Origin of the sequence: Burkholderia sp. Ac-20344, from assembly GCF_017104975.1 — a bacterium.
Lineage (GTDB): Bacteria > Pseudomonadota > Gammaproteobacteria > Burkholderiales > Burkholderiaceae > Burkholderia.
This window is the reverse complement of the sequence record NZ_JAAGPP010000088.1, coordinates 15798-37498: the sequence shown is the minus strand read 5'-3', so window position 1 is coordinate 37498 and position 21701 is coordinate 15798. Positions and strand designations below refer to the sequence as shown.

16 protein-coding genes are annotated in these 21701 nt (G+C 66.5%); 9 read left to right on the top strand and 7 right to left on the bottom strand.

The features are described 5' to 3' along the window. The first annotated feature begins 93 nt into the window (after positions 1-93). The 7 genes from G3N64_RS24630 to G3N64_RS24600 all read left to right on the top strand — a co-directional run bounded on the left by G3N64_RS24630 (position 94) and on the right by G3N64_RS24600 (position 8512). Complete coding sequence (locus tag G3N64_RS24630; RefSeq protein WP_205786242.1) at positions 94-987, top strand: amino acid ABC transporter permease; 894 nt, start codon at positions 94-96, stop codon at positions 985-987. After that, positions 984-1787, top strand: coding sequence for an amino acid ABC transporter ATP-binding protein (locus G3N64_RS24625; protein WP_277399127.1), 804 nt, complete (start codon positions 984-986; stop codon positions 1785-1787). Before G3N64_RS24630 ends, G3N64_RS24625 begins: the two co-directional genes overlap by 4 nt. Before the next feature lie 83 nt (positions 1788-1870). Beyond that, positions 1871-2704 carry an ABC transporter substrate-binding protein gene (locus G3N64_RS24620; RefSeq protein WP_205786241.1) on the top strand — a complete coding sequence of 278 codons (834 nt, stop codon included), beginning with the start codon at positions 1871-1873 and terminating at the stop codon, positions 2702-2704. Between the two features lie 7 nt (positions 2705-2711). Beyond that, positions 2712-3584: a polysaccharide deacetylase gene (locus tag G3N64_RS24615; RefSeq protein WP_205786240.1), complete on the top strand. Its 873-nt coding sequence runs from the start codon at positions 2712-2714 to the stop codon at positions 3582-3584. After that, positions 3581-4489, top strand: a complete 909-nt coding sequence (locus tag G3N64_RS24610) for a polysaccharide deacetylase (RefSeq protein WP_205786239.1) — start codon at positions 3581-3583, stop codon at positions 4487-4489. The genes G3N64_RS24615 and G3N64_RS24610 overlap by 4 nt, the downstream gene beginning before the upstream one ends. After that, positions 4486-5910: an MmgE/PrpD family protein gene (locus G3N64_RS24605; protein WP_205786238.1), complete on the top strand. Its 1425-nt coding sequence runs from the start codon at positions 4486-4488 to the stop codon at positions 5908-5910. Before G3N64_RS24610 ends, G3N64_RS24605 begins: the two co-directional genes overlap by 4 nt. Positions 5911-6334: 424 nt before the next feature. Further along, positions 6335-8512, top strand: a complete 2178-nt coding sequence (locus tag G3N64_RS24600) for a TonB-dependent siderophore receptor (protein ID WP_205786237.1) — start codon at positions 6335-6337, stop codon at positions 8510-8512. 22 nt (positions 8513-8534) lie between these two features. On the opposite strand, the gene G3N64_RS24595 is transcribed toward G3N64_RS24600, so the two are convergent. Continuing rightward, on the bottom strand, positions 8535-9341 hold the full coding sequence (locus G3N64_RS24595; RefSeq protein WP_205786236.1) for a response regulator: 807 nt from the start codon (positions 9339-9341) through the stop codon (positions 8535-8537). A 1139-nt stretch (positions 9342-10480) separates the two neighbouring features. Here G3N64_RS24595 and G3N64_RS24590 point away from each other — a divergent pair. Further along, entirely contained in the window at positions 10481-14095 is a 3615-nt protein-coding gene (locus G3N64_RS24590; protein ID WP_205786235.1) for a YadA-like family protein, read from the top strand. Positions 14096-14597: 502 nt separating this feature from the next. After that, on the top strand, positions 14598-15005 hold the full coding sequence (locus tag G3N64_RS24585; protein ID WP_205786234.1) for a VOC family protein: 408 nt from the start codon (positions 14598-14600) through the stop codon (positions 15003-15005). Positions 15006-15028: 23 nt separating this feature from the next. Here the strand turns inward: G3N64_RS24585 and G3N64_RS24580 are convergent, their stop codons facing one another. The 6 genes from G3N64_RS24580 to G3N64_RS24555 form a co-directional block, all read right to left on the bottom strand. Further along, positions 15029-15559: a toxin gene (locus G3N64_RS24580; RefSeq protein ID WP_205786233.1), complete on the bottom strand. Its 531-nt coding sequence runs from the start codon at positions 15557-15559 to the stop codon at positions 15029-15031. 99 nt (positions 15560-15658) lie between these two features. Next, positions 15659-16849 carry an FAD-dependent monooxygenase gene (locus G3N64_RS24575; protein ID WP_205786232.1) on the bottom strand — a complete coding sequence of 397 codons (1191 nt, stop codon included), beginning with the start codon at positions 16847-16849 and terminating at the stop codon, positions 15659-15661. A 27-nt stretch (positions 16850-16876) separates the two neighbouring features. Continuing rightward, positions 16877-17509 carry a hypothetical protein gene (locus G3N64_RS24570; protein WP_205786231.1) on the bottom strand — a complete coding sequence of 211 codons (633 nt, stop codon included), beginning with the start codon at positions 17507-17509 and terminating at the stop codon, positions 16877-16879. Between the two features lie 26 nt (positions 17510-17535). Next, positions 17536-18642 carry a PEP/pyruvate-binding domain-containing protein gene (locus tag G3N64_RS24565; RefSeq protein WP_205786230.1) on the bottom strand — a complete coding sequence of 369 codons (1107 nt, stop codon included), beginning with the start codon at positions 18640-18642 and terminating at the stop codon, positions 17536-17538. Then, positions 18639-20471 (bottom strand): PEP-utilizing enzyme, encoded by a 1833-nt coding sequence (locus tag G3N64_RS24560; protein ID WP_205786229.1) that lies wholly within the window; start codon positions 20469-20471, stop codon positions 18639-18641. The genes G3N64_RS24565 and G3N64_RS24560 overlap by 4 nt, the downstream gene beginning before the upstream one ends. Positions 20472-20537: 66 nt before the next feature. Beyond that, positions 20538-21677: a hypothetical protein gene (locus tag G3N64_RS24555; protein ID WP_205786228.1), complete on the bottom strand. Its 1140-nt coding sequence runs from the start codon at positions 21675-21677 to the stop codon at positions 20538-20540. Positions 21678-21701: the final 24 nt, after the last annotated feature.

Here is a 21701-nt window from a genome sequence, read left to right as displayed (position 1 = left end):
AACGTCGCCCGCGCGCGTGCGCGAGCAGATCGGCCGCCTGAGCGACGCGCTCGAACGCCAGGCCGCGTGGGCGGCCGACTACCGGGGGCCATCATGCTGAGCGCGTCCGATTCGCACCGTCTCGACGGCGCCGCGGGGCCGGCCGGCCCCGCGGCAGACGAAACGGCCGGCCTCGTGCGCGTGCGCCGACGCTACTGGGGCCGCTATGTCGCGTCGATCGCGATCATCGCCGCGCTCGCCTATGTGGCCGCCGCGTTCGCGCGCGGACAGATCGAGTGGCGTGTCGTCGGCCAGTTCTTGACCGCGCGTTCGATCCTGACGGGGCTCGGCAACACGATCGTGATGACCGTCCTCGCGATGACGCTCGGCGTCGTGCTCGGCGTCGTCACCGCGGTGATGCGGTTGTCGTCGAACCCGGTGCTCGGGGCGATCGCGCAGGGCTACATCTGGCTGTTCCGCGGCACGCCGGTGATCCTGCAACTGCTGCTGTGGTTCAACCTCGCGCTGGTGTTCCCGACGCTCGGCATCCCGGGCATCGCCGAATACCGGACCGTCGACGTGATGACGCCGTTCCTCGCGGCGGTGCTCGGGCTCGGCATCAACCAGGGCGCGTATACGTCGGAAGTCGTGCGCGCGGGGCTGCTGTCGGTCGACACCGGCCAGTACGAAGCCGCGAAATCGATCGGCATGGCGCGCCTGCAGGCGCTGCGCCGGATCATCCTGCCGCAGGCGATGCGCGTGATCGTGCCGCCGATCGGCAACGAGCTGATCGGCATGGTCAAGCTGACGTCGCTCGCGAGCGTCGTGCAATACGCGGAGATGCTGCACAACGCGCAGAACATCTATTACGCGAACGCCCGCGTGATCGAGCTGCTGATCGTTGCCGGCATCTGGTATCTCGCGGTCGTGACCGTGCTGTCGCTCGCACAGGCGCGCGTCGAGCGGCGCTTCGCACGCGGCGCGGGCCGCACGGCGGGCCGCAAATGAACGACACGACCCTCAACCATCGGGAGAACGTCATGACCAACGCGGTCGTTCGCGCGGTCGACGTGCGCAAGTCGTACGGCGATTTCCAGGCGCTGCACGGCATCACGCTCGACGTCGCGCCGGGTGAAGTGCTGTGCATCATCGGGCCGTCCGGCTCGGGCAAGAGCACCTTCCTGCGCTGCATCAACCAGCTCGAGACGATCAGCGCGGGCGCGCTGTGGGTCAACGGCGAGCTGGCCGGCTACCGGCGTACCGGCGACCGGCTTCACGAACTGTCGGAGCGCCAGGTCGCGCGCCAGCGGCTGGCGACCAGCATGGTGTTCCAGCGCTTCAACCTGTTTCCGCACAAGACCGCGCTCGAGAACGTGATCGAAGGCCCCGTGCAGGTGCTCAAGCGCCGCCGTGCGCAAGCGCAGGAGGAGGCGCGCGCGCTGCTCGCGCGCGTCGGGCTCGGGCACAAGTGCGACGCGTTTCCGGTCGAGCTGTCGGGCGGCCAGCAGCAGCGCGTCGCGATCGCGCGGGCGCTCGCGATGCATCCGCAACTGATCCTGTTCGACGAACCGACGTCGGCGCTCGACCCCGAACTCGTCGGCGAAGTGCTGGCCGTGATGCGCGATCTCGCAAAGAGCGGGATGACGATGATCGTCGTCACGCACGAGCTCGGGTTCGCACGCGAGGTGGCCGACCGTGTCGTGTTCATGGACGGCGGCCGGATCGTCGAGAGCGGGCCGCCCGACCAGGTGCTGTCCGCGCCGACGCATGCGCGCACGCGCGAGTTCATCTCCGCCGTGATTGCTTGAACGGGCCGGGCCCCCGATCGATCGAGCCGTCACCGAGAGCGGCGCAGTTCCCCCATGACTTCATTACGACAAGGCGACATCCCATGAAAGCTTCCGTCCTGACCCGCACGCTGGCCGCCGTCGCATTCGGCGCGCTCGCGCTCCACGCGTCGTATGCCGCCGCGCAATCCGCGAGCGCGAAACGCACGCTGAACGTCGCGATCGTGCCGAACTACCCGCCGTTCGAATACAAGGACCCGGCGACCGACAAGCTGGCGGGCTTCGACGTCGATCTCGGCGAGGCACTGGCCGCGAAGATGGGCGCGAAGCTGAACTGGGTCGAAACCAGCTTCGACCAAATGATGAGCGCGGTCGCGACGCAACGCGTCGACATGATCCTGTCCGGCATGACCGACCTGCCGACGCGCCGCGACGCGGTGACGTTCGTCGACTACATCGAGACGGGCCCGCAGTTCTACACGCTGAAGGCGCGCGCCGGCGAGTTCGCGCAGATGGGGGCACTGTGCGGCAAGCGCGTCGGGTCGAGCCGGCGCACGTCGTTCCCGGACAACACGACCGCGTGGAGCGCGGAGAACTGCGTGAAGGCCGGCAAGCCGGCGATCGTCGTGATCGGCACCGACGGCTCGGCGGATGCGCGGATGCAGTTGCGCCAGAACCGCATCGACGCGGCCGTGCAGGGCGGCGAGACGCTGCCGTACCAGAACAGCCTCGAGCAGAACGCGTATGCGCCGGTCGGCAAGCCGTTCCTGTCGCAATACACGGGCATCGGCGTCGCGAAGAGCAACACCGCGTTGAGCAGCGCGCTGACGACGGCGCTCAACCAGCTGATCGCGGACGGCTCGTACCAGAAGGTGCTCGCGAAGTGGGGGCTGCAGGAGCACGCAGTGGCGAAGGCGACGATCAACGCGACGCGCTGAGCGAGCGATGGCGGACCTCGCTTCCCGCTGGCCGGACGCGCAGCGCGCATGTGTCGCGCTCGCGTTCGATCTCGACGGCCCGACCGGCGACGCGATGCTGAACGGATCGATCTGGCGCAACCCCGCGTATTTCACGCTCGGCAGCTACGGGCCGTGGCGCGCGCTCGGCCGCTTGCTCGACGTGCTCGCATCGTTCGACCTGCCCGCGACGTTCTTCGTGCCCGCGTGGGTCGCGCGGACCTGGCCCGCGCAATGCGCGGCGATCGTCGAGCGCGGCCACGAGATCGGCTATCACGGCTACCGGCACGAAGCGTTCTGGACGCTCGAGCCCGACCGGCAGCGCGAGATCATGGCGCAGTCGGCCGACGTCTTCGCGCGCACGCTCGGCGTACGGCCGGTCGGATTTCGCACGCCGTCCGGCGACTGGAGCGATGCGACGGTTGCGGTGCTGCGCGACGCGGGCGTGCGCTATTCGAGCTCGATGCGCGGCGACGACCGGCCCTACCTGCTGCACGGCGCGCACGGCGAGCCGCCGCTCGTCGAGATTCCGGGCCGCTGGGAGACCGACGATTATGCGTCGCTCGCGTATCACCGCAACCCCGACTATCCGGCCGGGCTCGACCGGATCGCCGGTTACGGTGCGACGCTCGACAACTGGACGCGCGAATTCGACGGCGTCTACCGCGAAGGGCTGTGCCTGACGACGCTGCTGCATCCGAAGGTCTGCGGCAAGCCGGGGCGCATCGCGCTGCTGGAGGCGTGGCTTGGCCACATGCGCGCGCAGGATGGCGTCTGGTTCGCGCGCTGCCGCGAAGTGGCCGACTGGTGGCTCGCGCAGGCCGCGCGAGATGCGCAACCCACGCAACGGAGCGACAGGTGACGACACGTCCCGCATGGCCGGGCGGCGCGCGCTGCGCGGTCGCGATCACGGTCGACTTCAACGACATTCATGGCATCCAGACCCGCGAGCCGCGCATCGTCGGCCGCGAGAAATCGCTGTCGGTGTGGCGGTACGGCGCGACCCGCGGCGTCGACCGGTTGCTCGCGGCATTCGATGCGTTCGGCGTACCGGCGAGCTGGTTCGTGCCCGGCGTCGTTGCCGAAACCCATGGGGCCGCGGTGCGCGAGATCGCGGCGGCCGGCCACGAACTCGGCGTGAATGGTTACCGCTGCGAGGATTTCGATGCGCTGCCGCTCGCCGCGCAGGTCGATGCCTGCCGTGCCGGGCGTGCCGCGCTGGCGGCCGCGACCGGCTGCGACGTGGAAGGGTTTCGCTCGTTCACCGGCAACTGGGCCGACGGTTTCGCGGATTGTCTCGTCTCGGAAGGCTTCACGTGGTCATCGTCGTGGCGTGGCGACGATCTGCCGTACGTGCATCCGCGCGGTGACGGCGGCACGGACGGCGTACGGCTCGTCGAACTGCCGTTGCACGACGAGCTCGACGACGAGCCGTACTTTGCGTTCAACCTGTCGCCGCCCGTGCCGGCCGGCCAGCCGCGCATCGCGCCGTATCGCGACGTGCTCGACAACTGGCTGCGCGATGTCGACGGGTTCCGGCGCTTCGGGCTGTGCTGCGTGCTGCGCCTGCATCCCGAGATCGTCGGCACGCCGGCGCGCATCGATCTGCTGCGGGCGTTGCTCGCGCACCTGCACGATGCGGGCGACGTGTGGTTCGCGACGGGGCGCGACATCGCGCACTGGTGGCGCACGCAAGCGCCCGTCAATGCACCGGGCCATCCCGTCGACGTGTTCGCGCGCTGTATTGCCGAGGAGTCCGCACGATGACGACGGATACGGAAATGCGCGCCTCGCGGCTCGCGGCATTCGTTGCGCAGACGGCCGCCGATGCCTTGCCGGACGAGGTCGTCGCGAAGGCCACGCGTCACGTGCTCGACACATTCGGCGCCGCGCTGGCCGGCACGTCGGCCGTCGAAGCGCGCAGCGCCCGTGCGCTGACCGGCGATGTCGCGCACGGCGGCGCATCGCTATGGGGCACGCGCCGGGCCGCTGGCGCGCGTGACGCGGCATTCGTCAACGGCATTGCCGCGCATGCGCTCGAACTCGACGATTCCGGCGGCTGCGATCATTCGGGGGCAGTCGTGCTGCCTGCCGTGCTCGCCGCGCTGTCGTGTGCCGGCCGTCCCGTGACGGGCCGCGAATGCGTGGCGGCGATCGTGCTCGGCTACGACGTGGGCCGGCGCATCCTCGAGGCGGCCGGCGGCTACGCGGCCCACAACGGCGCGGGCTGGCACTCGACCCTCAGTTGCGGCGTGTTCGGCGCGGCGGCCGCCAGCGCGCGCGTGCTCGGGCTCGACGCCGCGCGCACGCGCGACGCGCTGGGTCATGCGGCAAGTTTTTCCGGCGGCCTGTGGAGCTTCATTCACGACGGATCGCAGACGAAGCGGCTGCACGCCGGGCGCGCGGCGGAAGGCGGCGTGCTCGCGGCGCTGCTCGCGCGCGAAGGCGTCAGCGGTCCCGCCCGCGTGTTCGACGACGTATGGGGTGGCTTCTTCAACACGTTCGCCGCACCGTCCCGTGTGCCCGACGCATTGACCGACGGCCTCGGCGTGCACTGGAAGCTGATGCGCTGCTCGATCAAGCCACATGCATCGTGCCGCAGTGCGCATGCGGCCGTCGACGCGGCGCTGCAGATTGCGGACGGCCGCACGTTCGAGGCAGGCGAGATCGAACGGGTGGTCGTGCGCGCGAGCGCGTTCGTGGCGCGGATGTGCGGCGGACGCGACCTGTCGACGCTGTCATCCGCGCAGATGAGCCTGCCGTACGCGGTGGCGGCGGCACTCGCATTCGGCGACACGGGGATCGGCGTCTATCGCGATGACCGCCGCACCGATCCGCGCGTCACCGCGCTGCTCGCGCGCATCGAGGTCGACGTCGATCCCGCGCTCGGCGATCTCGACGAGCCGACGGTCGTCCTGCATCGTGCGAACGGAATGCGGGAATCGCGTCACGTGCCGATCGCACTCGGCGATCCGCGCAATCCACTATCCGACGCCGCGCTGCTGGCAAAATTTCGCGCGCTGGCGGGCATGGCGCTCGAGCCTGCGCAGGTCGATGCACTGGGCGAGGTGTGCCTGTCGCTCGGCCGGCAAGCGGATGCGCGCGTGCTGAACGACCGGCTTGCCGGCGATGCGGAGCGTCGCGGAAACGCGCCATCGACGTTGCCCGGAAGCCGGCACGGCTGCTGACATCGGCCGGCCGCGGGTCGCCCGCCCGGGCCCGGGTACCCACCGCCGCCGTTGGTGCCGCCTTCCCGCGCAATAGACGTCTCCCGAACCGATGGGCGTGTCCGCCGCAACGGCGGAACCCGATCCCGCCCGGCCGGCGCGCCACGCCGGCCACGGCATGACGCTGCCGCGCGGTCGGCGTATTCCCGTGTCGGCGGCGCCCATTGCGCTATCGGCTGCCCGGTATTCGAGGCGCCGACGCATTTCTTTTCCTTTTCGGCGTTCGCCCGGTATCATCGCTGCGCTCGCGAACGACGCCATTGGCCAGAGCATGCCGACTCGCGCGCAACCCGCATCGCAAGCATGACGACACAGGGCGGACGCCGGCGATGCGTCGCGCCGCGATCAGGCCGAATCGGCCACCAGCACGACGGAGCATGGAACGATGGTAACGGAGACGGGTGCGGTGCGCCGCACCAGGGCGATCGCCGCCGGGGGCGCGTTGTGCGTGGCGGCAGCGGGCGGCGCACACGCGCAGGCATCGGGTGCGGCCGGTGCGGCGGCGGCCGTGCTGCCGGCAATCGACGTGACAGGGAAGGCCGGCGGCGCGTCGAGCGGGCTCGTCGGGCTGCGCACCACGGCCGGCACGAAGACCGACACGCCGGTGGCCGAGATTCCGCAAACGATCAATCTCGTGACCGCGCAGCAGATCGAGATGACCGGCGCGACCGATCTGAACCAGGCGCTGCGCTACGTGCCGGGATTCGCGACGTTCGGCGCCGACAGCCGCACCGACTGGTACGCGGCGCTGCGCGGCTTCACGCCGACGCTGTACGTCGACGGCGTGGCCGCGCCGAATACGGCCGTCATCGCGAACTGGCGCGTCGATCCGTACACGATCGAGTCGATCGCGGTGCTGCGCGGGCCGACGTCGGTGCTGTACGGCGCGGGCGAGCCCGGCGCGATCGTCGACGCGCACACGAAGCTCGCCGACGGCGAGCGCGTGCGCGAAGCCGGCGTGCAGATCGGCAATGACGCGCGCAAGCAATTCATGGTCGACGTCGGCGATACGCTCGACCCGGATGGCCGGTATGCGTATCGCTTCGTCGGCGTGGCGCGCGACGGCAACGCGGTAACCGGCCCGAACGGCGACCGGCGCGTCGCGCTGGCGCCGTCGTTCCGATGGCGGCCGAATGCCGACACGTCGCTGACGCTCTCGGCGACGTTCCTGCAGGACAGCGGCGATATCTCGTCGAACTTCCTGCCCGCGTCGGGCACGGTGTTGCCGAACCCGAACGGCCGCCTGTCGCAGGACATCTACATGGGCGCCCCCGGGTTCAACGACTACCGGAAGAAGCAGTGGTCGCTCGGCTACACGCTGGCGCACCGCGTGAACGCGATCTGGTCGCTGCACCAGGACGTGCGCTGGTCGCACCTGTCGCTCGACGACGCGACGGTGTTCGGCAACGGCTACGTGCCCCGCAGCACCACCAACATGATGCGTTTCGCGGGGCTGTTCCAGCTCAACTACAGCCGGCTCGACATCGACAACCATGCGCAGGCGCGCTTCGGCACAGGGCCGCTCGAACATACGCTGCTGCTCGGCGTGCAATACGACCGGCAGACGACGACCAACAGCGTGTGGCTCGCGCTGGCGCCGTCGCTGAACCTGTACCACCCCGTCTACCGGCCCGTCACGGCCGCGATCTTCTCCGGCCCGACGTCGCTCGGCCACGTCGACCAGTACACGGCGATGAACGCGTTCGGCGTGTATGCGCAGGATCAGGTTCGCTGGAAGCGCTGGGCGCTGACGCTCGGCGGCCGCGAGGACTTCGTCAATGCGCGGTTCGACGACCGGACGGCCGGCACGCAGGCGCAGCAGGACGTCCGTGCGTTCTCCGGGCGCGTCGGGCTCACCTATCAGGGCGACGCCGGATTGTCGCCGTACGTGAGCTATTCGACGTCGTTCGATCCCGTGATCGGCGTGCGCGTGTATGGAGGCGGCTTGCCGAAACCGACGCGCGGCAAGCAGACGGAAGCCGGGCTGCGCTGGCAGCCGCCCGGCAGGAACCTGATGCTGACCGCAGCCGTCTACCAGATCGACCAGACCAACGTCGTGACGCCGACACCGGTGAATCTCGACCCGACCGGCACGACGTCCGTGCAGACCGGCAAGGTGCGGTCGCGCGGGATCGAGCTGAGCGCGGTCGGCAAGCTCACTCGCGAGCTGTCGGTCGTCGCGTCGTATGTCTATCAGGACGTCAAGAACGTGCAGGCGAACGACGCGTCGCTGAACAACTGGCCGGTGGCCGTGCCGCTGCCGCGGCAGATGGCGTCGATGTGGGCCGACTGGACCTGGCGCACGGGCGCGCTGTCGGGCCTCGGGATCGGCGGCGGCGTGCGCTACCAGAGCGCGTCGGCCGGCGCGCCCGACAACTCGCTGACCGTGCCGAGCGTGACGCTGTATGACCTGGCGCTGCACTACGAGATGCCGCACTGGCGGTTCGCGCTGAACGTCGCGAACCTGTTCGACCGGCGCTATGTCAGCGGTTGCACGTCGTACACCGTCTGCGTGTTCGGCAACGAGCGGACCGTGCTGGCCAGCGCGAAATACAACTGGTAATCGCGAACGCGCGGAGCGCGTCCTACGCGTCGCGTTGCGGTTCCCGGCGCGCGGCGCGTTCGCCGGCGTGACGCTGGCGCCGCCATTCGGTCGGCGTCAGGCCGAAACGTTCGCGGAAGGCGGTGGCGAAATTCGCCGGCGTGGAAAAACCGATTTCCTTCGCGATGCTGGCAATGCTGAGCGACGTCGAATCCAGCAGGTCCTGCGCGATCCGCAGCCGCTCGTGCCGCAGATACTCGAACACCGTCTGGCCGAGATTGTCGCGAAACGCCCGTGACAGCCGCTTTTCATGCGTGCCGACCGCGCGAGCCAGTTGCTCGACCGTCGGCGGATCGTTCAGCGTCCGCGCCAGGTGGCGGATGGCCGCGCGCACGATGATGTCGTCGTCCTTGCCGGCCGCGAACGCGCTTTCCGTGTCGACGGGCCGATCGCGCTTCTCCCGCGCGAGCTGCACGCGAATCCGTGCGAGCACTTCGGCCGGCTCGAACGGCTTCACCACATAGTCGACGCCGCCGATCTCGAACCCTTCGAGGCGTTCGTGCAAGGCGCCGGCCACCGTCAGGAAGATCACCGGAATCGCGCACGTCAGCGGATCGGCGGCCAGCAGCCGGCACGCGGTGAAGCCATCCATGCGCGGCATGCGGACATCCATCAGGATCAGGTCGGGGATGAGCGCCTGTGCGCGCTGGCACGCTTGCAGCCCGTCGGATGCAATGCTGATCCGGCATCCCGTGCCGCGCAGGATGTCGATCAGCAAGCGAAGCTGGTCGGGCTGATCGTCGACGATCAGGATATGGGCGTCGCCCAATGCGGAGATCGATGGATGCATCGTGCACCTGTTCTGGAATGGCTGCTGGCTGCGTTCCTGCGGGTGGCCGGCCCGGTTCGGAGTAGTCGTCGGAAGCCGCTCTATGGCGACGCACAAGCACATCGATATTCGGATTTCGCCAAACTGCGCGACAGACAACCGGTCGGCGTTATACCCGGGGTGGGTTGTTTTGATCGCTGAGTGGGTAAAGATGCGGTGCGTTGCCGTCGTCGTGCGCTGAAAAGCACGCGGCTGCCGGTATCGATGCGAGGCGAATTGTAGGGGCATATTTTGATTCTTGCCAGATGCACTGACTCTATTCGCCTCATTCCGTTTTCAGGATGCCTCATCGGGTATTGTGATTCGGGATTGCAGTGTGTCACGTCGATGCCTGTCCATTTCCGCCATTTTCATTCGCGCTCCCGCGTGCAATCGCGCAGTCCGGCGATTTTCGGAAATTTTTTTTGATCGGCGTTTATCTTTAATCCGCTTCAGCAAAGTATTTATCCGCCAGACAAAACATTTCCATTAATTTCAATGGCGGTAAATCGTTTGCGAGATGGATGGTTTTTGTGCAACTATTTGAATATATTGAATTTTACAATCTATAAAGAATGTCGCCTTCAATAATTTTAGATCGTGTCCCATAATTCGTCCGAACTTTGAGTGCAGGGTTGTACAAAGCAACGCAAGGCACGGCAGGTTGTGACGGACGTTGTGCGATTCGGGTCCGATGCATCAATTGATGCGTATCCGAGCGCATGTCCGTTGCGCGCAAGCGCACATCCGGTTGCCTTGGATGAAATAAAAGAAGCGGGGTGGGTCGCGGTCGGCGCGACATCAAATCAGGGGTGTCCATAACGGCGGGTTGAATCTCCGGATTCAGTCGATGGATGAGTTCGTCCATATAAAACAATATGCATTCCTAATGCTTTACCTGGATTAACGGAACAGGCCGTAACACGAACGGCGTGTCCGGGCTTTCGAACGCCCCGTCGCGACGGGCGGACGATGCGTGTCGCCTTCGACACGCTCAGGCCGGGCATTGGAATCGGGTTCCGCACTGAAGTCGCAATCGTAATCGTAATCGCAGCTGAAGCCTTCAATAAAAGTAAGTAGTCCGTATTCAAACCAAACGATACAAAACGGAGCAGAAGACCATGAAGAGGAAGCAGATTTCGGCGTTGGCCGCCGCGATGTTCACGGGCGCAGGTGTCCTGATCGCGGGCGCCGCGCATGCGGACAATTTCGTCGACCGCGGCAACCCGGACAACGCACTGAGCGGTCAGTGCATCGACGGGACGAACCCGCTGTGCGTCTCGACCAAGAGCGGGAGCTACGTGGCGGTGAGCACGGCAAACGTGACGATGGGAACGAATGCGAAGGCCGGTACCAGCGGTATCGCGATCGGCGACCAGTCGAATGCGAGCAGCAAGGGCGGCACCAGCAGCGGCGGCTCGATTGCCGTCGGCGTCGGCGCGCAGGCGCTGGCGAACTCGGCCACGGCGATCGGCACGGTAGCCGTCGCACAAGGCAATACGTCGCTCGCCATCGGTCGCCAGTCGGCCGCCGTCGGGGACTTCTCGATGGCGGTCGGCAACGTCGCGGATGCACGCGGCATCAGCTCGATCGCGCTCGGCCACTCGGCGCTGGCAAGCGGGGATCGTTCGGTTGCGATCGGCGGCGCCAATCCGACGTCGAGCGACGGCGTATCGAACGGCGCCGCGTACGACGCGGCGACGCAGACTCGGGCCGGCGGCACGCAGTCCGTGGCGATCGGTGCAGGTGCGCAGACGAACGACAACAACCAGGTGGCAATCGGCTCGGGCAGCGTCGGCGCGAACAACGGCGGCACGCCGGTGTTCGGCGGCACGGCCGCGCCGGTCGGCGGTGCGGTGTCGTTCGGCGCAGCCGGCAGCGAGCGCCAGCTCAAGAACGTCGCGGCGGGCGCGGCCGATACGGATGCCGTCAACGTCCAGCAGCTGAAGAACGTGAACGGCGCGCTCAGTACGAGCATCGCCAACGTCGATGCGCGCGTGACGTCGGTCGGCAATTCGTTGTCGACCACGATCTCGAACGTCGACCAGCGCGTGACCAGCGTGGGCAACAGCCTCAGCACCAGCATCGTGACGGCGACGAAGAACGTCGTGAAATATACCGACGATTCGCATGCGGCGATCGCACTCGACGGCAGCAACGGCACCACGATCGGCGGCGTCGCGGCGGGCGTCGCCGACACCGATGCGGTAAACGTCGGCCAGCTGAAGGGCAGCATCGCGCCGCTGCAGACGTCCGTTTCGACGGCGGCATCGAACATCACGAACCTGCAGACCAGCGTCGCCGGCATCAACACGTCGCTGAGCACGGCGGCCACCCATATCGGCAACCTGCAGGCGGCCGACGCACGCAACGTGAAGTACGACGGCCAGAGCGGGTTCGATTCTGTGACGTTCGCCGGCACGAACGGCACGACGCTGCACAACGTCGCAGCCGGTGTCGCGAATACCGACGCGGTGAACGTCGGGCAACTGAACGGCGGCCTGTCGTCGCTCAGCACGAGCGTGACGAACAACCTCAGCACGACGCTTGGCAACCTGAGCACGTCGATCGCCAACCAGATCGGCAACGCGACGAAGAACGCGGTGCAGTACGACGATGATGCACACGGCGGCGTGACGCTCGGCGGCAAGGGGGCACAGTCGCCGGTCGGCCTGCACAACGTGGCGGACGGCATGGCCGCGAGCGACGCCGTGAACGTCGGCCAGCTCGGCAAGGCAACCGACACGCTGAATCAGTCGATCACGAATGTCGGCAACAACGTGACGACGCTCGGCAATCAAGTCACGACGAATACGGGCAACATCGCGGCGCTCCAGCAGGACGCGCTCCAGTGGAACGCGAACCTCGGCACCTACGATGCGAGCCACGGCGGCAACGGCCCGCAACGCATCGGCAATGTCGCGGCCGGCAAGAACGGCACGGACGCGGTCAACGTCGACCAGTTGAACGCGGCGATTCAGGACGGCACGAGCCAGCTCGATGCGCTCGCCGTGAAGTACGACGACGCGAGCAAGAAGCAGGTTTCGCTGGGCGCGGGCAACGGCGGGAGTCCGGTGCGCCTGACCAACGTCGCGGAAGGCAATGTCGCAGCCGGCAGCACGGACGCGGTGAACGGCGCGCAACTGCGCCGTGCGACCGACGGCACGGCAGCCGCGCTCGGTGGCGGTGCGACGGCGAATCCGGACGGCTCGATCAGCGCGCCGGCCTATAAAGTCGGCGGCGGTTCGTTCAACAACGTCGGCGACGCGCTCACCAACCTCGACGGCCGCGTCGGAAGCAACACGACGACGCTCGAGAATCACGAAACGCGCATCGGCAATGCCGAAACGAACATCGCCGGCAACACGGCGGCGATCGCCGGATTGCAGCAGGACGCGCTGCAGTTCGACCCGAAGCTCGGCGCATACAACGCGGCGCGCGGCGGTGCACCGACGAAGCTGACGAACGTGGCCGACGGCAACATCGCCGCCGGCAGCACGGACGCAGTGAACGGCGGCCAGCTGTCGGGCGTGAAGTCGTCGCTCGAACAGCAGATCACGCAGGTGTCCAACCAGGCTGGCGAGGCCGTGAAGAACGTCGTCAAATACGACGTCGACGCGAACGGCAACCGGCTGAATTCGGTCTCGCTCATCGGCGGCGACACGAACGCGGCCGTCGTGCTGAAGAACGTCGCCGCGGGCACTGCCGATACGGATGCGGTGAACGTGAAGCAGCTGAAGGGCGTGCAGTCGAGTCTCAACCAGCTCGGCGCGCTCGCGGTGCAGTACGACGACAGCTCGAAGCACTCGATCACCCTCGGCGGCGCCGGCGGCACGCGCATCACCAACGTGCAGGCCGGCACGCTCGGCGCAACCAGCACGGATGCGGTGAACGGCTCGCAGCTCTACGCGACCAACCAGCAGGTCGCGAAGAACACGACCGATATCACGAACCTGCAGGGGAACGTGACCAACATCGCGAACGGCAAGGCCGGCCTCGTGCAGCAGCAGGATCCGAACGGCGGGGTCACGGTCGGGAAGGACACCGGCGGCACCAGCGTGAACTTCTCCGGCACGGCGGGCGACCGCGTGCTGACCGGTGTCGCGGCGGGCGTCAAGGACAACGACGCGGTCAACATGGGGCAGTTCAACACGGCGCTGAAGAACGCGGCGGCCAACGACCAGATCCACGCGGCGGCGACCGATGCGAACACGACGTGGATCGCGCGTGCCGATGCGGGTTCGATCGGATCCACGGCAACCGCAACCGGCAAGAACGCGGTGGCGGTCGGCCAGGGCTCCGTCGCCGATCGCGACAATTCGTTCTCGGTCGGCGCGAAGGGCAGCGAGCGCCAGGTCACGAACGTCGCGGCCGGCACGGCGCCGACCGATGCGGTGAACGTGCAGCAGCTGAACGACAACCTGTCGGCCGCGTCGAATCAGGCGAAAGGCTACACCGACCAGCGCATCGGCCAGGTGTACAACGCGTTCAACGACCTGAAGAAGGACATGTACGGCGGCGTGGCATCGGCAATGGCGGTGGCCGGCCTGCCGCAACCGACGGGTGCGGGCCGCTCGATGGTCTCGGCGGCCACGTCGAACTATCACGGCCAGCAGGGTTTCGCCGCCGGGTACTCGTACGTGACGGAAAGCAACCGCTGGGTCGTCAAGGCGTCGGTGACGGGCAACACGCGTTCGGACTTCGGCGCGGTGGTGGGCGCGGGTTACCAGTTCTGACGTCGCTCGCGCAGCATCGATTGACCGGTGGGGCCGGGTAGCGGTTGCGATGCCCGGCACCGGCCGGAAATCCGTGGCCCGGGGTGTGTCTGTCGCCCCCGGGCCATCGACGCTTGATGCGTCGCGACGATCGATAGGGCCACGCCGGGCGTATTCGGGTGTCGATGTCGCTTGCCGTACGCTCCACTCTCACATGGGCAACACCGCAAGAATGGAATCGGATTCGATCCGAAGACGAAGGCTTGCGAAGCGGCGAAGACATAGGGCGGCATGCGGCATGTCGTTTTCAACGATGGCGTTCCGGCACATCCCGGCCGAATGCGAGTAGCGCGATCCGCAGCGATCACCCCCGCACCCCGACCCTCGGTTTCACGCGGGTTCGCGCGCTGTCGAACCGTGCGTTCAATGCGAGTTGTCGAATGTGAGCATCGGCTCGTATTCTGGATTCGTCGGGCGGAACGGCATGGGGCCGCCGCCGATCAACGCATGACAGAGACTCGCCATGACTGCCATTACGCAAACCATGAAGCTCAATCACCTGAGCTTCCCTTCGGCCGACACGCTGGCGACGGCCCGATTCTTCGAGCGGCACCTCGGCTTCACGATCGCGGGAAGCTGGGATAAATCCTGGATCCTCAAGCGCCCGGGCTTCGACGTCGTGATCGATCACGCCGGCGACGACGTGCCCGCATGGCCGACGAATTTCCACGTCGGGTTCGAACTGCCGAGCCTGGATGCCGTGCGCACGTTGTTCGAGCGCTTCAGGGAAGAGGGCGTCGAGATGGCGACGGACGTCTTCAACAACGGGCGCGGTTCGCGCTTCTTCTGCCGCGCGCCGGGCGGCGTGATGTTCGAGCTGAACACGCGCGCGGATGCCGCGCCGGAATATCGCGGCACGTTCGACGACTGACGCAGATAAGCGCCGCGCCGCGCTCAATCGCCAGCGCGGGCCAGCATGTCGACGACCGCACGGGTGCGCGAAGGCCGGGTGATTTCCGTCCAGTGCAGATGCGCGAATTTCGGGTCGTCACGCAGGGCGGCGAACTTGACGCGATTCTTGGCGAACGTGGTGTACGACCACAGCAGCACCGACTCCCGGGAGAATGCCATCCGCAGCGACTCGCGATTCCCGTGCGAAAGCTCGGTGCGCATGAGCCCGCGGCTCAGCGTGCGCCAGAGCACGCGGGAGAACACCGTCCGGCGCCCGAAGTTGAGCCAGATCACGTGCGTGGCTCTCGACCAGAGCACGTCGCGCACGGCGCTGTAGTTCCCGTCGGCGACCCATCGGTCGCCGGCCGTCGCGGCCAGCACGGCGGTCTCGAACTGTTCCGGCGGTACGGCTGTCCAGTCGGGGCCCCAGTAGAGTCGATCCAGCTCGATGTACGGGCAGCCTGCTGCTGCCGCCAGTGCGCTGGAAAAGGTGGATTTCCCCGCTCCGCTGGTTCCAACGACGATGAAGCGCATGTGTTTGACCGCGGTTGAATTTTGAAGCCGCCCATTGTGCCTCACGCGTCGAATCGGCGCTGCGTCTTCGATCGGCTCGCGGCAGCCGGCGCATCCGCTTCACGCATGGCCGGCACGATAGTTCGTCAGCAGGGTGCTCAACCGTTGACTCAGCGCGGGCATGTCGTCGGCAGTGGCCGGCACGTCGTTCGTCACCGCGTGGATCGCCTCGAGCACGATGTCGGGACCGCCCGCGCGATCGCGCGCGACGATTGCCGCGGCCTGCCGTCTGCGCAACGCGTCGTACGTGCGAAGCCCCGTGATGACGTCGGTGCCGTCGATGCTGGCCGCGAGTGCGGCGGCATCGAGTATCGCCTGCCCCGCGCCGTTCGATCCGACGGGATACATCGGATGCGCGGCATCGCCGAGCAGCGTGATGCGACGGTGGCTCCAGCGTGGCAACGGATCGCGATCCGTCATGGGCATCCGCAGCACCTGCGCCGCATTCAGGATGAGCGATCGCACGTCGAGCCAATCGAACTTCCATGAGAGGAACACGGCGGGCACCGATGTCGGCGCGACGATCGCGTGATGCTCTCCGGGCTCGCTGTCGTCGCGCAACTCCAGCACCCAGTTTGCGAGGAGCGCGTCCGGCGCGTCAGGGTCGCGGACAGGATACGCGACCAGTTTCCCGGTCTCGATCCGGCCGCATCGCAGCATCGTCTGCTGGTCGAGGAGTGGAAAGTGTCTCGTCACGCCGCGCCACATGACGATGCCCGACTGCCGGATCCGCGCGGCAACAGGATGGAGCTGCCGACAGACCGCGGAATGAATGCCGTCGCAACCCACCAGCATGTCGCCGCGGGCAGGCGTGCCATGGCAATCGAAATACGCGCGCGCCTCGCGTGCGTCCTGCTCGACGCGAACCAGCCGGTGTCCGAACCGGACGGCATCGGCGCCCAGGCGCCGGTGAACGGCATTCAGGAGCATGTGTTGCAACGCCGCGCGGTGGATCGAGTATTGCGGGAATTCGAAACCGCCTGCGATACCCAGGGGTTCGCTCAACAGGATCTGGCCGGCCGAACTCGCGTACACGGACAGGCAAGGCAGCATGGACGCCTGTCGCAGTTCGCTCGCCAGCCCGAGCCGATGAAGCTCACGCGCGGCATAGGGCTGAATGTTGAGGCCGACCCCCGCAGCCTGCACGGCAGACGCCGCTTCGAACACCTGGCATGCGTACCCGCGTGCATGGAGTTCGAGGGCGAGCGAGAGTCCGCCGATTCCCGCGCCGATGACGATGACGGCTGGCATGTGCAATACGCTTCAGCGTCGAAGGTCCTATTTCACGGCCGCCGGAATGCGGCTGTACTCCGGGTGAACGATCTCGACGACCTGCCGGATCAATTCCTCGAGCGACGCGCGCCCGTCGATGCGCTGCAGCGGGACGTCGGCGGCCAGATGCAGCATGGCGGTCTTGACCAATTGCTGAAACGGCACGAAATCGGCAGGGCGGCCATTGCATTCGAAGAAGTTCATCTCGCGTTTTCGCCGATGCGCGATCTCGAGCGGCGTGTCGAGGAACAAGACCTTTTCGGGTTTCGGAAGCGATTGACACACCGAATAGAGAAACGGGGCAGCCATGTCCAGGACTTTCATTTTGGCCGCGAACTTGTACCAGTAGGAATCCACGATGACCGGGCGGCCCTGGGCCAGCGCGGGACGAACGATCATGTCGTACTCGAGCGCGGCGAGGTAGCAGAACTGCGCGGCGCGCGAATGGGGGCCCAGGCGTCGCAACGTCTCCGGTGGATCCAGGTCCGGCAGCAGGTCGGGAAACAGCGTGACCGACGAAAACTGCTTCCAGTGCGCGATCGTGATGTCGGGGTAACGATCGGCAATGGCGTTCAGTAGCGTCGTCTTGCCGCTGGCGTCCACGCCCAGGAGGCAGAAGAACGGGCCGGTTTCAGGCATGCGATCCCTCGCTGTGAAGAATGGGCCTACGGTTTCGGCATCGGCGGCGACTGGACCTTGCGCGCGATCCCGTGCAAGACATAACCGATTGCACTCGGCTGGACTGCCATGATCTGCGGCGATTTCCGCTTGTACCAGACGGTTTCCGGCCGGCTTTGCAGAATGACCAGGTCATCGGGGCGGGACCGGTGGCGGTCGATGGCCCACTCGATGTCCTGCGGAACGTCGAAGTGCCGTTCGATCCGCTTGGCGATGCGCGCCAGCGCGACGATCTCGTCGGTATCGAGGCAGGCGGTGTGCTGCTTCCCGGCAGGAATCGGCACACGGCGGACCCGATCGCGGTCGTGATCGATCGCATACTCGACGTGCTTCGCGGACAGATGCCGTTCGATGACTTCCAGCGTGACCTTGTCGACCACGTATCGATCGGGCGTGGTCTCTCCCGTGACGACACTTTCCCCCAGCCCCCAGTTGCCTTCGATCACGATTTTCGAGCGATCGCCGTTGGCGGGATTCAGCGTGAAAAGGACGCCGGCCGATCGGGCATCGACCATTTTCTGGATGGCGACACCGATCAACGCGTTTTCGTGCGGAAAGCGGACCTTCTGCCGGTAGGCAATGGCCTGGGGCGTGTAAAGGCTGGACCAGCATTTCCGGATCCTGGCCAGCACGTTGTCGGCGCCGCGTATCCACAGGTAAGTCTCCTGCTGCCCCGCAAAGCTGCTGTGCGCGAGGCATTCGGCCGTCGCGCTCGAGCGCACGGCGACAGGAAGATCGACGACCCCGCAAGCGGCGGACAGTCTGGCATACGCATCGGCAATCGCGGTTTCGATGGCGCGCGGGATCTCGACGGATTCGATCAGTCGCCGTATCGCCTGGCTCGTTGTCCTCAACGACGCGAGATCGTCGACCACGACGCGGGCGAGCAATCCGTCGAGCGCCTGCGCCGCGAGCGGGCCGAGCAGCGCTGCGTAGACGTCGGTCGCAACGGAGAAACCTGCGGGAACCGGAAAGCCGGCGCGCATCAGTTCGCCCAGCCGCGCACTTTTTCCGCCCACACGGGCGAGCAGTGCGAGGCTGCATTCGGGGAGCGGGCGGATCCAGGCCCGTGCGTCGTTCGGCGGCGAGCTCATGAGAGGATCTGAACCGTTCCCGAATCGCCGTTGACGCGTATGCGCTGCCCGGTCTTGATCAGCCGGGTCCCGAAGCCGGTGCCGACGACCGCCGGCAAGCCGTACTCGCGCGAGACGATGGCGGCATGGCACATCACGCCGCCGACATCCGACACGGTGGCCTTGATCCGGCTGAAGACAGGGGCCCAGCTTGGCGAGGTGACCGGGCAGACGAGAATCTCCCCGGGCTGGACTTCGTTGAGCTGTTCGGTGCGATTGATCACGCGAACCGGCCCCTCCACGATGCCGGGCGACGCCGCGCAGCCCTTCAGCTCCCGTTGCTCGCCGTCGGCGGACTCGATCCCGAGCCAGTTGCTCACCGTCTCCTGCGTGATGCCCCAGAGCATGATCATCAGCGGATCGGTGATCGATTCGGGCGGCGTTCCCAGCGCGGGTGGCGGCGGCGACTGGCGAAAGCGCGCGTAGATGTCCCGGCGCTGCTCGATCTCGTCAGGCCAGATGCGCGGCCCGCGTGCGTCTGCACCGACCGACCATGCGGCGATCAGGTCGTAAAGCGCCGCCTGGATTTCATAGCGGTTCAGAAAGAAGATGTCGTCCGTCGACGCAATGAAGCCATGGTGAACGAGGATCTTCCCGAATTCACGCATCTTTTGCCAGAAGACGGTGTGGTGCCAGTGTTCGACGAAGAAATTGTGGTTCTCGACATACGGATACACCGTTCGGGCCAGGTTCAGCAGATCCGCGAACACCGTCCGGTCCGCGTCGTGCTTCACGAGCTGCGCGTACTCGGTCGTGATGCGGTCGCGTTCGCTGCGAATGGCGTCGAGGGGCCGGTCGATGTTCTCGCCTTTTTCGAGCTTTTCGATGTAGCCGCGCAGCGCGACGAACGGAAACGACAGGTCGTCGATCCAGCTGCGATCGTGATGATAGAAACCGGTGCCGGTGGAAAAATTGAACCAGGGCTGCTTCGCGTCATCCAGTGCGCGGCACCATTGCCTGCCGTGCTCCGTTTCCTGAAGCTCGGCAAGTATCGCCGGCGGGGCCGCGTCCCGCTTGAGCACGGGCGCGATGTCGAGGGCGACGGCCAGGCGCGCGAGCGTCCTCAATTCGTCGTCCGGACGAAACAGCACGACGTCGATCCCGGATACCATCTGCGCAACGGTCTGGTCGGAAATGCCCGGAAACGCCTGCTTGCAGAATTCCAGAAAGGTCAGGTACGCGGCGTACCCGAGATTCAGCATCTCGAAGTGGTATTGCCAGATCTTGAGCAGATTCTCGATGGTGCGGTTGTAAGCTTCGAGCAACCGGTAGCCGGAGGCCACGCCCTGACCCTCGGTGACGACCGACTCCGCCTCGAGCTCGGGCAGATCGCCGATCGCGATCGCTTCGAGCGATTCGATGTGGGCTCGGGTCTTGCGCAGCCACTGCTCGTAGAGCTCGGCCCAGTGCTCGAAGTAGTAGCCGGCGCGCCGTCTGAAATGTTCGGTGCGTTGCTCGATCAACGCAGGATCGGTGACCGAGTTCGGGCTCAGGTACAGGTATCCGTTCACGATGCGCTGGTCGATACCGAGCGCGGACGGCATGACGAAGACGCGCGTATTGTATTGCGACAGCGCGACCCAGATCGCTTCGCAGATGATCGCGTCGAACGGGTACAGCGGCTCGGCATGATGTATCCGGTCCGCAAACCAGAATCGCCGCTCCTCCGATGCCCGGCGTTCTTCGCTGAAGACGTGATAGTACGGATAAAGCCGCTGCCAGCCTTCGCATCCGGACGGCACCGCGACTTCGAACGGACTCGGGAATTTCCCGTGCGACGAACGGTTCATGTTCGATCCTTGGTTCGCGTTGCCAGGTGGAGGGTGTAACGGGCTGCTGTCCCGTTGCCGTGCCGCTCAGGTCGAAGCAGTCAGGCCCGCGTCGCCGACCGCGTGCAGCACGCGATCGAACATCCCGGCCGTTTCGCCGTCGTGCGTCCCGTGCATGTTCGCTTGCGCTTCTTCGGCGGTCGTGACGCCGTCGAACAGGAAGACGAGCGCCGCTTCCCGGGCAGACAGGTTCACGACCGTACCGAATTCGTTCAACCGCGCGATCTTCATGCCGTCGCCCGACAACGAGAAATCGACGTCGAACTCGAGTGACGGAAGCGGGGACGTGGCGACCGGCGCGCCGGTGCCGACCCAGTCACGATTCCGCGGCTCGCCGAATCGCTTCCCGGCCACGCTGCATTCGGCCCAAAGAAATGCCGCGCGGGCGAATGCCGCGATGCGGCGCGCGTAGGCGCGCGACGCGGCCCTTTCCGGATGTTCGGGCGTGCGCTGCAGGTGCCAGAGCTGGTCCGCGGCGCTCAGTCCCGTGGGCCGGCCAAGGAGTTCGCGTTCCCAGCCGGGAGGCAACTGGTCCAGCGTGCGGCTGCGCCACTTGGATAACGGGTTGGTCCGGCCGTAACCGGCGAGCAACGCATCGATCGCGTGGCCGAGCAATTTCTGCGCGGCGAACGCCAGCGTGCGATAGTCGCCGGTTTCGTCATATCCCACCATGTCGATCTGGATCGTTCGCCCTGCGTGCCGCGCGACTTGCAACTTGAGCCTGGCGAGCGCCGTGTCGGATGGCCGGAATGCCGCGTCGGAGCGTGTCTCCGACGGGTTGCGCAGCAGTTGTCCATGACGCAGCCGGTGAAGCAGAAGACGCTCGTCAAACGAAAATTTCGCGGTATCGGAAACGTCCCAGGGCTGGCGGGACCACTGATCGAGTCGATCGATCAGGCGCTCGATCACGGCGTCCGGAAAGATCCGGACATCCACCACGCATTTGCCCAGCGCCCAGATGACCTCGTCCTGCGGCGGCAGCGCGGACGCCGGGCGGGAGGTGATCAGGAGCACGTCGAGATCGGACTTGCGGCTTCCCATGCCTTCGGCCAGCGAACCGACCGCGAGCAGGATGTCGTCGTCGTCGAGTCCGACCATGTCGGCAATGCTGGTGCGGACGGACGGCAGGTCGGTCTCGCCCAAATGCAGAAATTCTTCCACATTCATGTCGTGCCCCGTGATGCGCGTGTT